This window comes from Ensifer adhaerens (genome assembly GCF_002940685.1).
GTDB classification, from domain to species: domain Bacteria; phylum Pseudomonadota; class Alphaproteobacteria; order Rhizobiales; family Rhizobiaceae; genus Ensifer; species Ensifer adhaerens_E.
In genome coordinates this window covers 317,079-330,263 of sequence record NZ_PNFP01000005.1, presented here as the reverse complement: position 1 = coordinate 330,263, position 13,185 = coordinate 317,079, and the positions used below count along the sequence as shown (strand labels likewise).

15 protein-coding genes are annotated in these 13,185 nt (G+C 63.5%); 11 read left to right on the top strand and 4 right to left on the bottom strand.

The window, feature by feature from the left end:
• The first annotated feature begins 215 nt into the window (after positions 1-215).
• On the top strand, positions 216-1,397 hold the full coding sequence (locus C1A35_RS12595; protein ID WP_104664642.1) for a Gfo/Idh/MocA family protein: 1,182 nt from the start codon (positions 216-218) through the stop codon (positions 1,395-1,397).
• A 148-nt stretch (positions 1,398-1,545) separates the two neighbouring features.
• Entirely contained in the window at positions 1,546-2,913 is a 1,368-nt protein-coding gene (locus tag C1A35_RS12590; protein ID WP_104664641.1) for a GH1 family beta-glucosidase, read from the top strand.
• A gap of 54 nt (positions 2,914-2,967) precedes the next feature.
• Here C1A35_RS12590 and C1A35_RS12585 read toward each other — a convergent pair whose 3' ends face one another.
• Positions 2,968-3,840, bottom strand: a complete 873-nt coding sequence (locus C1A35_RS12585) for an NAD-dependent epimerase/dehydratase family protein (RefSeq protein WP_104664640.1) — start codon at positions 3,838-3,840, stop codon at positions 2,968-2,970.
• A gap of 416 nt (positions 3,841-4,256) precedes the next feature.
• Between C1A35_RS12585 and C1A35_RS12580 the strand changes: the two genes are divergently transcribed.
• The 5 genes from C1A35_RS12580 to C1A35_RS12560 all read left to right on the top strand — a co-directional run bounded on the left by C1A35_RS12580 (position 4,257) and on the right by C1A35_RS12560 (position 7,920).
• Positions 4,257-5,339 (top strand): methionine ABC transporter ATP-binding protein, encoded by a 1,083-nt coding sequence (locus C1A35_RS12580; protein WP_104664639.1) that lies wholly within the window; start codon positions 4,257-4,259, stop codon positions 5,337-5,339.
• Positions 5,329-5,994, top strand: coding sequence for a methionine ABC transporter permease (locus C1A35_RS12575; RefSeq protein WP_104664638.1), 666 nt, complete (start codon positions 5,329-5,331; stop codon positions 5,992-5,994). The genes C1A35_RS12580 and C1A35_RS12575 overlap by 11 nt, the downstream gene beginning before the upstream one ends.
• 37 nt (positions 5,995-6,031) lie before the next feature.
• The gene (locus C1A35_RS12570; RefSeq protein ID WP_104664637.1) at positions 6,032-6,808 is read left to right on the top strand and encodes a MetQ/NlpA family ABC transporter substrate-binding protein; all 777 of its coding nucleotides are present in this window, start codon (positions 6,032-6,034) and stop codon (positions 6,806-6,808) included.
• Between the two features lie 111 nt (positions 6,809-6,919).
• Positions 6,920-7,327: a GFA family protein gene (locus C1A35_RS12565; RefSeq protein WP_234822856.1), complete on the top strand. Its 408-nt coding sequence runs from the start codon at positions 6,920-6,922 to the stop codon at positions 7,325-7,327.
• A gap of 143 nt (positions 7,328-7,470) precedes the next feature.
• A complete protein-coding gene (locus C1A35_RS12560) occupies positions 7,471-7,920 on the top strand; it encodes a hypothetical protein (protein ID WP_104664636.1) in 450 nt (149 codons plus the stop codon).
• 4 nt (positions 7,921-7,924) lie between these two features.
• Here the strand turns inward: C1A35_RS12560 and trhO are convergent, their stop codons facing one another.
• The 3 genes from trhO to C1A35_RS12545 all read right to left on the bottom strand — a co-directional run bounded on the left by trhO (position 7,925) and on the right by C1A35_RS12545 (position 10,357).
• Complete coding sequence (gene trhO, locus C1A35_RS12555; RefSeq protein ID WP_104664635.1) at positions 7,925-8,881, bottom strand: oxygen-dependent tRNA uridine(34) hydroxylase TrhO; 957 nt, start codon at positions 8,879-8,881, stop codon at positions 7,925-7,927.
• 97 nt (positions 8,882-8,978) lie between these two features.
• Complete coding sequence (locus C1A35_RS12550) at positions 8,979-9,887, bottom strand: CHAD domain-containing protein (protein ID WP_104664634.1); 909 nt, start codon at positions 9,885-9,887, stop codon at positions 8,979-8,981.
• A complete protein-coding gene (locus C1A35_RS12545; RefSeq protein ID WP_104664633.1) occupies positions 9,884-10,357 on the bottom strand; it encodes a CYTH domain-containing protein in 474 nt (157 codons plus the stop codon). The genes C1A35_RS12550 and C1A35_RS12545 overlap by 4 nt, the downstream gene beginning before the upstream one ends.
• A gap of 200 nt (positions 10,358-10,557) precedes the next feature.
• Between C1A35_RS12545 and C1A35_RS12540 the strand changes: the two genes are divergently transcribed.
• From C1A35_RS12540 to C1A35_RS12525, 4 genes are all read left to right on the top strand, one after another.
• On the top strand, positions 10,558-11,196 hold the full coding sequence (locus C1A35_RS12540; protein WP_104664632.1) for a 2-dehydro-3-deoxy-phosphogluconate aldolase: 639 nt from the start codon (positions 10,558-10,560) through the stop codon (positions 11,194-11,196).
• Between the two features lie 204 nt (positions 11,197-11,400).
• Positions 11,401-12,114 (top strand): tellurite resistance TerB family protein, encoded by a 714-nt coding sequence (locus C1A35_RS12535; RefSeq protein ID WP_104664631.1) that lies wholly within the window; start codon positions 11,401-11,403, stop codon positions 12,112-12,114.
• A gap of 120 nt (positions 12,115-12,234) precedes the next feature.
• Positions 12,235-12,930 carry a GNAT family N-acetyltransferase gene (locus C1A35_RS12530; protein ID WP_104664630.1) on the top strand — a complete coding sequence of 232 codons (696 nt, stop codon included), beginning with the start codon at positions 12,235-12,237 and terminating at the stop codon, positions 12,928-12,930.
• Positions 12,931-12,971: 41 nt separating this feature from the next.
• A complete protein-coding gene (locus C1A35_RS12525; protein ID WP_034786975.1) occupies positions 12,972-13,178 on the top strand; it encodes a hypothetical protein in 207 nt (68 codons plus the stop codon).
• The last annotated feature ends 7 nt before the right edge of the window (positions 13,179-13,185 follow it).

Here is a 13,185-nt window from a genome sequence, read left to right as displayed (position 1 = left end):
TGACCGTTTGCCCCTCACCCTAACCCTCTCCCCGCAGGCGGGGAGAGGGGACGCGGACGGCGGCTGATCTCATGGTTCGCATTGCCATTCGCATGGCGAGCGGGGGCCACATCGTTCCTTCTCCCCGCAAGCGGGGAGAAGGTGCCGGCAGGCGGATGAGGGGCGAAAGCCGCGACAAACAAGACAACACACAAACGGAAACAGGGGAGAAGACTATGGCAATCGAAGGAACGAGCGAGAAGCGCGAGCGCCGCATCCGGCTCGGCATGGTGGGTGGCGGCTCCGGCGCTTTCATCGGCGCGGTGCACCGCATCGCAGCCCGGCTCGACGACCAGTATGAGCTGGTCGCCGGCGCGCTGTCGTCGACGCCGGAAAAGGCGGAGAGCTCCGGCCGCGAACTCGGACTCGACCCCTCGCGCGTCTATTCCGACTTCAAGCAGATGGCGATCCGCGAGGCGAAGCTGAAGGACGGCATCGAGGCCGTGGCGATCGTCACGCCGAACCACGTGCATTACGCCGCCGCCAAGGAATTCCTGAAGCGCGGCATCCATGTGATCTGCGACAAGCCGCTGACCTCGACGCTGGCAGACGCGAAGAAACTGAAGAAGGCGGCCGACGAGAGCGATGCGCTGTTCGTGCTGACGCATAATTACACCGGCTATCCGATGGTCCGGCAGGCGCGCGCGATGGTCGAAAATGGCGAGATCGGCGCGGTGCGGCTGGTGCAGATGGAGTATCCGCAGGACTGGCTCACGGAGAACATCGAACAATCCGGCCAGAAGCAGGCGGCCTGGCGCACCGATCCGGCCCGCTCCGGCGCCGGCGGCTCGACCGGCGACATCGGCACGCATGCCTACAATCTCGGCGCCTTCGTTTCCGGCCTCGAGCTGGAGGAGCTTTCAGCCGATCTCGACAGCTTCGTGCCCGGCCGGCAGCTCGACGACAATGCGCACGTCATGATGCGCTTCAAGGCGAAGGACGGCGAGCGCGCCAAGGGCATGCTCTGGTGCAGCCAGGTGGCGCCCGGTCACGAGAACGGCCTGATGGTGCGCGTCTACGGCACCAAGGGCGGGCTCGAATGGACGCAGAAGGATCCGAACTATCTCTGGTACACGCCGTTCGGTGAGCCGAAGCGCTTGCTCACCCGGGCTGGCGCCGGAGCCGGTGCGGCCGCAAACCGTGTCAGCCGCGTGCCGTCGGGCCACCCGGAAGGCTATCTGGAAGGCTTTGCCAACATCTACACCGAAGCGGCCCGCGCCATCTTTGCTAAGCGCAAGGGCGAAAAGATCGATCCGGCCGTCACCTATCCGACCATCGACGACGGCATGAAGGGCATGGTTTTTGTCGATGCCTGCGTCCAGTCATCCAAACGAAATGGTGCGTGGGTAAAGGTGTAAGCGAAGCCTCAAGCGAGGCGGAAGGGCGGGCTCTCCCGCCCTTTTTCGCGAGTTGACATCTGCAGGCGCGGCTTTAGGTCGGCCTTCAGACAAGAGAAAACAACGTGGTCCCGCCGACGGCGGGGCCGGAACGAGACGAGACAAAGAGATGACCGATCCCAAGATCCTGGCTGAGCGTTTCCCGGGCGATTTCGTATTCGGGGTGGCGACCGCCTCCTTCCAGATCGAAGGCGCCACCAAGGCTGACGGGCGCAAGCCGTCGATCTGGGACGCCTTCTCCAATATGCCGGGCCGGGTTTTCGGGCGTCACAACGGCGATGTCGCCTGCGATCACTACAACCGGCTGGAAGAAGACCTCGATCTGATCGAGAGCCTCGGCGTCGATGCCTACAGGTTTTCGATTGCCTGGCCGCGCATCATTCCCGAAGGCACCGGTCCGATCAATGAAAAGGGTCTCGACTTCTACGATCGTCTCGTTGACGGCCTGAAGGCGCGCAACATCAAGGCCTTCGCCACGCTCTACCACTGGGACCTGCCGCTGGCGCTGATGGGCGATGGCGGCTGGACGTCGCGCACGACGGCCTACGCCTTCCAGCGCTACGCCAAGACCGTGATCGCCCGCCTCGGCGATCGGCTCGATGCGGTTGCCACCTTCAACGAGCCCTGGTGCTCGGTGTGGCTGAGCCACCTCTATGGCATTCATGCGCCGGGCGAGCGCAACATGGACGCAGCCCTTCACGCGCTGCACTTCACCAATCTGGCGCACGGCCTCGGCGTCGATGCCATCCGCTCCGAGCGGCCGAACCTGCCCGCCGGGATCGTCATCAACGCCCATTCGGTCTATCCCGGCAGCGACAGCAAGGCCGACAAGGCGGCGGCCGAGCGCGCCTTCGACTTCCACAACGGCGTCTTCTTCGGTCCGATCTTCAAAGGCGAGTACCCGGAGAGCTTCATGAGCGCGCTCGGTGACCGCATGCCCGCGATCGAAGACGGGGACATGGAGACGATCTCCCGGCCGCTCGACTGGTGGGGGCTCAACTACTACACCCCGATGCGCGTCAGTGCGGACCCGGCCAAGGGCGCGGAATACCCGGCGACGATCAACGCCAAGCCTGTGAGCGAGGTGAAGACGGATATCGGCTGGGAGGTCTACGCCCCGGCCTTGGGCAGCCTGGTCAAGACCCTCAACGCCAAGTACGAACTGCCGGACTGCTACATCACCGAGAACGGCGCTTGCTACAACATGGGCGTGGAGAACGGCATCGTCGACGACCAGCCGCGGCTCGACTACATCGCCGATCACCTGTCGGTTACGGCGGATCTGATCTCCGAGGGCTATCCGATGCGCGGCTACTTCGCCTGGAGCCTGATGGACAATTTCGAATGGGCCGAGGGTTACAAGATGCGTTTCGGCATCGTCCATGTCGATTACGACACCCAGGTGCGCACCATCAAGAAGAGCGGTGCATGGTACAAGGCGCTGGCCGAACAGTTCCCGAAGGGCAACCACATCTGACGCTTGCGCGGGCGGGCTCACCCGCCCGCAACGCTTCCGTGCGGCTCGGTCAATTCACCGCCGGACCGGCAGGACTTCCAGGCTCTGCCGGTCGAGCTGGGCCAGCACTTCCTTGAAACCGTAGCGCGGCTTCCAGTCGAGCTTTTCGATCGCAGCACTCGGGTCATACACCCGGTCGATCGTTGCGGGCAGCGGCCAGTCGCGATCGGCAAAGGCCTGCGACAGTTTTGGCGCACGCTCACGCAGGAGCCCCGCGGCATCCTCCGCCAGCCGGCGGCAATCGGTCTGAAGCAACGGCGTTTCGCCCGAGATGATGTAGCGCTGAAAAGCCGGGCCGCCATTGTCGAGTGCTGCCACATGCGCGGCAGCCACGTCGCGCGCATCGATGCCGCGGTGCAGGCGGTAGCTTGCGATACGATTGGCGGCCTCCGGGAAACAGCGCGACATGCGCAATACCCGCACATGCAAAGCACGATCGGCGGCGTTTTCGAGCAGAGCTTCGGCGGCAAGCTTGGTGTGGTGGTAGATGGTGTGCGGCTTCGGCGGCGTCTCCTCGGTGATCCAGGTGCAGCCTCCGTCTGTTACCGCATGGCCGTAGAGCGCCGTGGTGCTGGTAAAGACGATGCGGCCGACACCGGCGGCTTGGGCTGCGGCAATCACCAGGTGGGTACCCATTACGTTGACGCGTTCGAATTCCTGGTCGGCGACCGCATCCACATGCGGCGCGTGCAGGGCCGCCGTGTGGATGACGGCGTCCGCCCCCTCCATGGCCCGCTCCAGCAGTTCCCCGTCAACGAGATCGCCGACGATGGTGGTGGTGCCGAACGGCGTGCGATCGATGCCGATGACGTCGTGGTCGGCGGCGGCGAGCGCGTTATAGATCGCCCGGCCGATGCGGCCAGAACTTCCGGTCAAGACGATGCGCATTTCTACCTCTTGGCTCCGTGGGACCTGCCCGTTAGCACGAAACGCGATCCGGCACAGTCCGCCTGAACAAGGATATCCAAGATGGCGATTTGCGGAATGACGGCGCGTTGCGCAGCAAAAGAGCATGGTTTTGCCGCGGCTTGGCAAATTCGGAAAAATCATGCCTGTGAAAGGGTGCGGCAGTTCTCCATAAGAGCCGTAGATTATGTCGCATGCGGGCCATGCGGCGCCAAAGTTGAACTGACTGGTTTCTTGATGTTAGAGAAGTGCTCCCTGTTCCGAATGCGTTGTCGAATGTCGGCCTGACCAGACGCGCGTTCCATCCCGGCCGGGCCCGGGATCATGAGTTTTGAACATCCGAGAGCACTTATGTACCCGCACATTCCGACTGCGCCTCATTCGGGGATTTCCGAACGATGAGCGTCTCCGCCCAAAACACCACGCCATCGGCTGACGCGGCAGTCGTCTTCGACGGCGTTTCCAAGCATTTCCCCGCTTCCGGCACCAGCGACGCCTTCACTGCGCTCGACAAGGTCTCGCTGACCGTCGACCGTGGTTCGATCACCGGCATCATCGGCCGCTCCGGCGCTGGCAAGTCGACGCTGATCCGGCTGGTCAACGGGCTTGAAAAGCCGACGGGCGGCAAGGTGCTGGTCGACGGCGTCGATGTCGGCGGGCTCGACGAGGCGGCGCTGCGCAGCCTTCGCCGCTCCGTCGGCATGATCTTCCAGCACTTCAACCTGCTGTCCTCGCGCACCGTGTTCGGAAACGTCGCGCTGCCGCTCGAAATATCCGGCATGGACAAGCGTGCGATCGAACAGCGCGTTCGGCCGCTGCTCGATCTCGTCGGTCTCGCCGACAAGCACGGGCGCTATCCGGCCGAACTTTCCGGCGGCCAGAAGCAGCGCATCGGCATTGCCCGCGCGCTTGCGACCGAGCCGAAGCTCCTGCTCTCCGACGAGGCGACCTCGGCGCTCGATCCGGAAACGACCCAGTCGATCCTGGAGCTTTTGAAGCGCATCAATGCCGATCTCGGCCTGACGGTGCTGCTCATCACTCACGAGATGGAAGTGGTGAAGGCGGTGACGTCAGACGTCGCCGTCATCGATCATGGCCGGATCGTCGAGCGTGGCCACACCTTCGACGTCTTCACCCATCCGAAGCACGAGACGACGCGGGCGCTGCTCTCGGGCCTGCCGGGCTCGAAGCTTCCAGACGCGGTCGCCCGCGCGCTGAAGCCTGCACCTGCGGCCGGCGATCGCGCCGTCGTGCGGCTGACCTTCTTCGGGGCTGCCGCCGAAAAGCCGCTGATCTCGCAGCTCATCAAGTCTGTCGGCGCCGAGGTCAACATTATCGCTGGCACGATCGACGAGATCGGCGGGGCGCCCTATGGCTCGCTGGTCGTTGCCTATGGCGCGGACCCCGAGACGTCCGGCCGCGCCGAACGCTTCTTTGTCGAAAACGGCCTGGTCACGGAGGTGCTCGGTTATGTCGCCTGATATTCTCCTGCGCATCGCCGGCGCCACTGTCGACACCATCTACATGGTCGCCATCGCCGGCCTGATCGGTTCGCTGATCGGCGGCCCGATCGGCATCTTTCTTGCGACCAGCGGCAAGGGCGAACTGTTCCCGGCGCCGACCATCAACCGCATCGTCGGGCTGATCGTCAACGCCACGCGCTCGACGCCCTTCATCATCCTTGTCGTCGCCATCATTCCCTTCACCCGGCTTTTGACCGGAACCTCGATCGGCACCAAGGCGGCGATCGTGCCCCTGACGATCGCGACGATCCCGTTCGTCGCGCGTCTGGTGGAAGCCGCGATCCGCGAGATCGACAAGGGGCTGATCGAAGCGGCGCGCGCCATGGGCGCGACCCCGATGCAGATCGTCTTCAAGGTGCTGCTTGCCGAGGCGCGTCCGGCGCTGACGCTGGCGCTCACCATGACAGCCGTCAGCCTCATCGGCTATTCGGCCATGGTCGGCGCCGTCGGTGGCGGCGGGCTCGGAGACCTCGGCATCCGCTACGGCTACCAGCGCTTCATGCCCGACGTAATGCTTGTCGTCGTCGTCGTGCTGATCGTGCTGGTGCAGCTCGTCCAGAGTGCCGGCGACGGTCTGGCGCGACGCTTCGACAAGAAAAACCGCAAGACCTGATTTCCTCCCAAGACTGAACGTGAACAAGGAGACGACCATGAAGAAGCTCATCATCGCGGCAGCGATCGCCGCTCTTTCCGCCGGCACGGCGCTTGCCGAAACCATCAAGGTCGGCGTCACGCCGGGCGAACATGCCCAGATCATGGAGAAGGTGAAGGAAGTCGCAGCGCCGAAGGGCCTCGACATCGAGATCCTCGAATTCTCCGACTACGTCGTTCCGAACCAGGCGCTGGCCGATGGCGACCTCAACGCCAATTCGTTCCAGCACCAGCCCTATCTCGACAACCAGATCGCCGATCGCGGCTTCGAGATCGTCAGCGTCGGCACCACCATCACCACGCCGATGGGTGTCTATTCGCAGAAGGTGAAGAGCCTCGACGAACTTCAGGACGGCGCGACGATCGCCATCCCGAACGACCCGACCAATGGCGGCCGCGCGCTGCTCGTTCTCGCCTCCAAGGGCCTGATCAAGGTCAAGGAAGAAGCCGGCCTGAAGGTGACGCCCGCCGACATCACCGAGAACCCGAAGAACATCACCTTCGCCGAGCTTGACGCCGCCCAGCTGCCGCGCTCGCTGCAGGACGTCGACGCCGCCGTCATCAACACCAACTACGCGATGGAGGCCGGTCTGCATCCGAAGAAGGACGCGATCGCGATCGAAGGCGAGAAGTCGCCCTATGCCAACGTCATTGCCGTGCGCAAGGCCGACAAGGACGCGCCGTGGGTGAAGACGCTGGTCGAATCCTACCACGACGAGAAGGTGAAGACCTTCATCAACGACACCTTCAAGGGCGCGCTGATCCCGAGCTGGTAAGCTCTCCCTTCGACAGGAAATCTGAACCGCGCGCTGCAATCCCGGCGCGCGGTTTTTCTTTGACCGCGATTGTTGCTTGGCTATCCTCCTGCTCTTCGAGGAGGACGAACCATGAGTGTCATGAAAGGTGGATGCCTCTGCGGCGCGGTCCGGTACGAGGCGAAAGGGCAGCCTCTCTTTTCCGGCTTCTGCCACTGCCGCGACTGCCAGCGCACGACCGGCACCGGCCATTGCTGCTACATGATCTTCGATCGTGCCGATGTGGCGATGTCGGGCACAGGCCGCGGCTATCAGACACGCGCCGAAAACGGCAATCCATCGGTTCGCTATTTCTGTGAAACCTGCGGCAGCCAGGTCTACGGCTCCGGTCCGCCGGACGATCCGCGTGTGTCGATCTATGCCGGCACGCTCGACGACCCCTCGGCGTTTCGCCCGACCGACGCCATTTTCACCCGCAGCCGCCATGAGTGGGACCGCAGCACGCTGGCGCTTGACGAGTGCGAGGCGTTGCCAGGCTGACAGGACCCAAGGCGCCGCTGTGTTGACGTGAAAGACTTCTCTTTAGGATTGTTTTCGTCTTCACAAATGCGCCTCAGAGTCGTGTTCGTTACGGTGAGACCGTGTCCGCATTCGAGGCGCAAATGAAATATTGGGACCGTGGAATGAGCCGGCTGCTCGCTGTATCGCTTGCCATGCTTCTGCAGGCGGAGGCGGTGCCTGCGGAGTCGATTGACGAGGGCACCTTTCGCGTTCGCTATGTGTTTTTGTTGCACGGCAAGCTTCTCTCCCACGCCGAAATCACATGCAACCAAGGAAAGATCTGCCCTTTGTTCACCGACCAAAATGGCGTGGAACTGAGCTTGCGTTCGGGCAGAAATGGTGACCCCGGAACGGTAGAGGTCCGCTGCGGAGCCACCGATTGCGGTTTTGCGTTCCCGCGTCAGTGGTCAAAGGATGACCGCATGTTGAAAGAGTTTGTCGTGCTTGAACGTTCGCCGTCTGATTTTGGTCAGGAACTTGTCATCCGCATACGCCGCCCCATAGGCAGTGTGATTCTGAAGTTTGCTGCGGACGGCAACCCTTCGGCCGCTGGACCGGATATCAAGCTTTGACTTTTCAGCTGCCGAGGTGGCGTTCGCCGCGCTTTCTGGCAAGCTCGATCTGCCTCTGGCGCTGGCGGTAGCGCTCGCGATCCTCGTCGGTGCGGACCTCGTGGCAATGGATGCAGGAGACACCGTCCTCGTGGTGCGGCGAGAGGAGATCGGCCGGGGTCAGTGGTTGGCGGCAGGCGTGGCAGAGCGTGTGCTCGCCTTCCTCGAGGCCATGGGTCACGGAGACGCGGTCGTCGAAGACGAAGCAGGCGCCTTCCCAGAGGCTTTCTTCCTGCGGCACGTCTTCCAGATATTTGAGGATGCCGCCCTTCAAGTGGTAGACCTCGTCGAAGCCCTGCTCCTTCATGAAGGCGGTGGCCTTCTCGCAGCGGATGCCGCCGGTGCAATACATCGCGATCTTCGGCTTGTTGTGCAGGCCGGTGTGGTTGCGCACCCAGTCCGGAAACTCGCGGAAGGTCTTGGTCTGCGGATCAACCGCGCCCTTGAAGATGCCGATCGCCGTCTCATAGTCGTTGCGCGTATCGATGACGATCGTATCGGGATCGGAGATCAGCGCGTTCCAGTCCTTCGCCTCGACATAGGTGCCGACGATCTTGTTGGGGTCGATGTTCTCGACGCCCATGGTGACGATTTCCTTTTTCAGCCTGACCTTCATGCGCAGGAACGGCATCGACGACGCGCGGCTTTCCTTGTGCTCAAGCGCCTTCAGTTCCGGCTGCGCCCGCAGAAACGCGAGCACCGCGGCGATGCCGGCATCGGTGCCGGCGATCGTGCCGTTGATGCCTTCATGGGCGACAAGCAGCGTTCCCTTGACGCCGTTTTCGTCGCAGACGGCCTGCAGCGGCGCGCGGAAATCGGCGTAACGCGGGAAGCTCGCGAAATGATAGAGCGCAGCGACCAGGAACTGGCCATGCGTCTCGCCATGGGTCTGAGCGCGCGGGGTGGTGGAGATGTCGGTCATGGCCCGAGCAAATACAGCTTTCGCGGCTCAAGCGCAATCGCGGGGGGAGGCAAGGCCACTCTGTCGCGCAGGACGCCTCGCGCGACTGGACATGCAGTCAACGCACAGCGTCAAGCCAGAGCAGCCGGATCGTCCGGCTCTCGTCGTCCGGTTCCTCCTGGAAGACCTCGGCGGCGAGGTCGAGAGCGTGCTTTCGCAAGCTACCCTGTCGGTCGATGACGGCGGCGATGAGGTGCGCCTGATCCTGGCTGTTGCCGGCAAGGCCCGGATCCTCGTTGATCAGCTGGGTCATGACCGCGAGATCGTTGAGGTGGCCGAGCGTGTCGACCAGCGCCTTGGCCTCGACGCGCTTGGCCTGCAGGGCCGAAGGCCAGACCGCGCGCATCAGGCCGAGATGCATGCGATAGTCCTGCGCCCGCTTGCGCAGCTCGTGGAACGCCGGGGCTTCCGAAGTCTCGCTGCAGGCTTGCCTGGCGCGCTTGGCCCGCTTCAGAGTGCGCCGCCATCCCTTCGTCAGCCGGTTTGCGGTCTTGCGGCGTCGATCGTCGAATGTCACCTGGCTAAGGGCCTGCAGTGCCTGCTCGCAGCGCACGATGGTGGCTGACACGCGGTCCTCGATATCCGTTGCGCTTTCAGTGATGCGGTCCCGGCGCGTTGTCAGCCGCTCGCAGACATGGGTCAGCGCCCGTTCTTCCTCCTCGTTGCAGGCGGCCGCCTTGAGGTAAAGGGCGTTTTCGACCAGTGCCGCTGCGTCCCGAACGGTTGACAGGTTTCGGGCCATGTCGCGGATGCGCGCGTTCTCATGTTTCTGAAAAAGCGGTGCGTCCGCTGCCACGAGACGGTAGAGCGAGCGCAGGCGCTTGAAGTTCTTGCGGGCCTCGTGGATCGCCTCGTGCATGCCGTCGGGCCGATCTTCGAGCGTCATGACCGCTTGTGTCAGCTGCTCGGCGGCGATCGCGCGGAAGTCTTCCGAAAAAGGCCGTCCAGGTTCGAAGGCGTAGGTCATGGTTGCGCTTCCATCAGCCCTTCGGTGGCGAGAGACTGGTTGGAGTAGCGGCGATCGCCCGTGATCTCCCGTCCGACCCAATCGGGCAGCGCCGGCATGTCGGTCTCGCGCTTCATCTCGACTTCCGCAACGACGAGGCCCTTGAGCGCGCCTTCATAAACGTCGACTTCCCAGGTGAAGCCCTTGTGCGGCACGCGGTAGCGCCTTTTCTCGATGACGATGCCGACAGCCTGGGTCAACATCTCGCGGGCATCGTCCATCGGCAGGTCGTATTCATACTCATTTCTGACCAGCGCCGACTTGCCGATCTTGATGGTGAGCCGCGCCCATTTGTCGCCGTGGATGCGCACGCGTAGCGAGCGGTCGTCCATGGTCACGACATAGGCCTGCCTGAGGTCAATGCCCTTGTCGGCACGCTCCCGCCATCCGTCGGAAGCGACCAGAAACTTGCGCTCTATTTCCTTCGCCATGGAAAATCCGCCATTTCGAGGCCCGCGGCCACCAACCTATCGCTTTCGCGCAAAGGCTCAAGTCATCTCTTTGTCGCAAGTTGCATATTACCGTTGCCTTACGGGCGAAAGCCACGCTGCCGCCGCCTTGGGTCTCGACAACCGGTGGCCGGGGGAGTATGCGGGGGGCATATTCAATCGTTTTAAAAAGGACGATCGGCATGAGCGCGAAATCCGACAGGCTTCTTTCAACCCTCAAACTGGCGCCGGTCGTTCCGGTGTTGGTGATCGACGACGTGGCGACCGCCGTTCCCCTGGCGCGCGCGCTCGTTGCCGGCGGGTTGAAGGCGATCGAGATCACCTTGCGCACGCCGGCCGCACTCGAAGCGATCCGCGCGGTTGCCAACGAAGTGGAAGGTGCGGTTGCCGGCGCCGGCACGATCCTCAACGCCGCGCAGTTCGAAGCGGCGGTGGAAGCCGGCTCGAAGTTTATCGTCAGCCCCGGCACCACGCAGGAACTGATCGACGTCGCCAATGACCACGACGTGCCGCTTTTGCCGGGTGCGGCGACGGCGAGCGAAGTCATGGGCCTGCGCGAAGAGGGCTACGACGTCATGAAGTTCTTCCCGGCCGAGCAGGCTGGCGGCGCTGCCTACCTCAAGTCGCTGTCCTCGCCGCTCGCTGGCACGCTGTTCTGCCCGACGGGCGGGATTTCGCTTTCCAACGCGCGCGACTATCTGACGCTGCCGAACGTCGTCTGCGTCGGCGGATCCTGGGTCGCGCCCAAGGAACTGGTTGCCAAGGGCGACTGGGCCGGCATCACCAAGCTTGCGGCAGAAGCCTTTACTCTCAAGGGCTGAGCGGCAAGCGACCGCGGTCTGATTTCGAAAGCCGGGTGAAAGCCCGGCTTTTTCTTTTGGCCGCATGGCGTCTCTCGCCTCTGGCGCGAATTTGTATTTTCCCTGCAACGTTCCTATGTCTCAATCCATTCGGCGATGGGCGCGCGGGCGGCGCACCCTTGCGTTCGTCTTCAACCGCCCGGAACCGACAAGGAGCGAAACCCGATGTTCGACGCGAAGAAATTGCTGGATCAGTTTCTGGGATCGCAGGTGCCCGGTGCCGGCGGCACGGTGCGCGATCGCGCGACCCAGGCGACGCAGCTTGCCAAGGACAATCCGCTGGCGACCGGCGCGATCGCCGCGGTTCTGCTCGGCACCAAGTCGGGTCGCCAGCTGGCCGGCAACGCCGCCGTGCTAGGTGGTCTCGCGGCGATCGCCGGTCTCGGTTACCAGGCCTACAAGAATTATCAGGCCGGCACGACGCCGGGTGGTGCGACGGTCGCCAAGGGCGAGCCGGAGCTTCTGCCGCCGCCGGCCGATTCAGGTTTTGCTTCCGCTCCCGAGGCCGTCAGCCATGATTTCGCGCTGACTTTGGTGCGCGCCATGATCGCCGCATCACGCGCCGACGGTCATATCGACGAGGCCGAGCGCCAGCACATCATGGACAAGCTCTCGGTGTCGGGCCTCTCGGCCGATGCTGCGGCTTTCCTCCAAGGCGAGCTTGCCAATCCGGTCGATATCGACGCGATCGTCGGTGCGGCCAAGACCGAGGAGGAGCGCGTGGAGATCTACACCGCCTCGCGCCTGACGATCGAGCCGGAAACCCGGGCGGAGCGCGGCTATCTCGACCTGCTCGCCGGCCGCCTCGGACTTGCCGACGCGCTGGTCGATCACATCGAGGCGACGGTATCGGCCGCCAAAATGCCGGCCAGGGCCTAGCATTCCGGGGCTGCGCCTCATCGGTGCATCACCAATTCGAACAGGGTCCATAACCACTTTGAATTTGTCTCGGTCGCCACTCTGGCCTATTCCAGATGGCAACGACGGGAGGAGCGGCCGATGCGGGATCTGAAGAACTGGAAAGGGTGCCCGGCGCCGAAGGGCGTCGCGCTGGAAGGGCGTTTCGTCAAGCTCGAGGCCTATGAGCGCGACCGGCATCTGCAGGACCTCTGGGACGGCCTCGGCGGATTGGCGATCAACCCGCTGCTGAAGTATTTCACGCAGCCGGATTTCAGGGACATCGAGGCTTTCGATGCCTGGCTGACGGCGGCCCAGGAAAAGTCCGGCTGGGTCACTGAGGTCTTCCGCGACAAGGCGACCGGCATCGTCGTCGGCATGGCCAATTATATGCGCGCCGATCCGGCCAACGGCGTCGTGGAAGTCGGCTCCGTGGCGCACGGCGCCGCCATGGCACGCTCGCCGCTGTCGACCGAAGTCCATTACCTCATGGCGAAACACGTCTTCGAGGATCTCGGCTATCGCCGCTATGAATGGAAATGCCACAGCGAGAACATGGCGAGCCGCAAGACCGCCGCGCGCCTCGGCTTTACCTTCGAAGGCATCTTCCGCCAGCACATGATTTCCAAGGGCGGCAATCGCGACACCGCCTGGTTCTCGATGATCGACAGCGAATGGCCGCTGCTCAATGCCGCATTCGAAACCTGGCTCGCAGCTGATAATTTCGATGAAGACGGTCGCCAGAAGCGGCGGCTTGAAGATATACGTTCGGAGTTGGAGCGGCGGGCGTCGAAATAGGCGCCGGACGCCACGCCCAAGCAGACAACAGCAGGGAAGTCATGCAGAACAAGGAAAAGTCACCGGCGATCGCCGCTGCGATCATTCTCGTCGTCGCCGGCCTCGGCTTCTTCGTGCTGCCGTCGATCATGCTCAAGCTCGGCGACATCTCGCCCTGGCTTGCCGCCGCGTTCGGCGTGATCTTCGTGCTCGGCTTCTTCCTGCTCTTCTGGCTGCGCGCCCGCTATCAGCGCAAGCGCGGGCTCTGACGGTCAG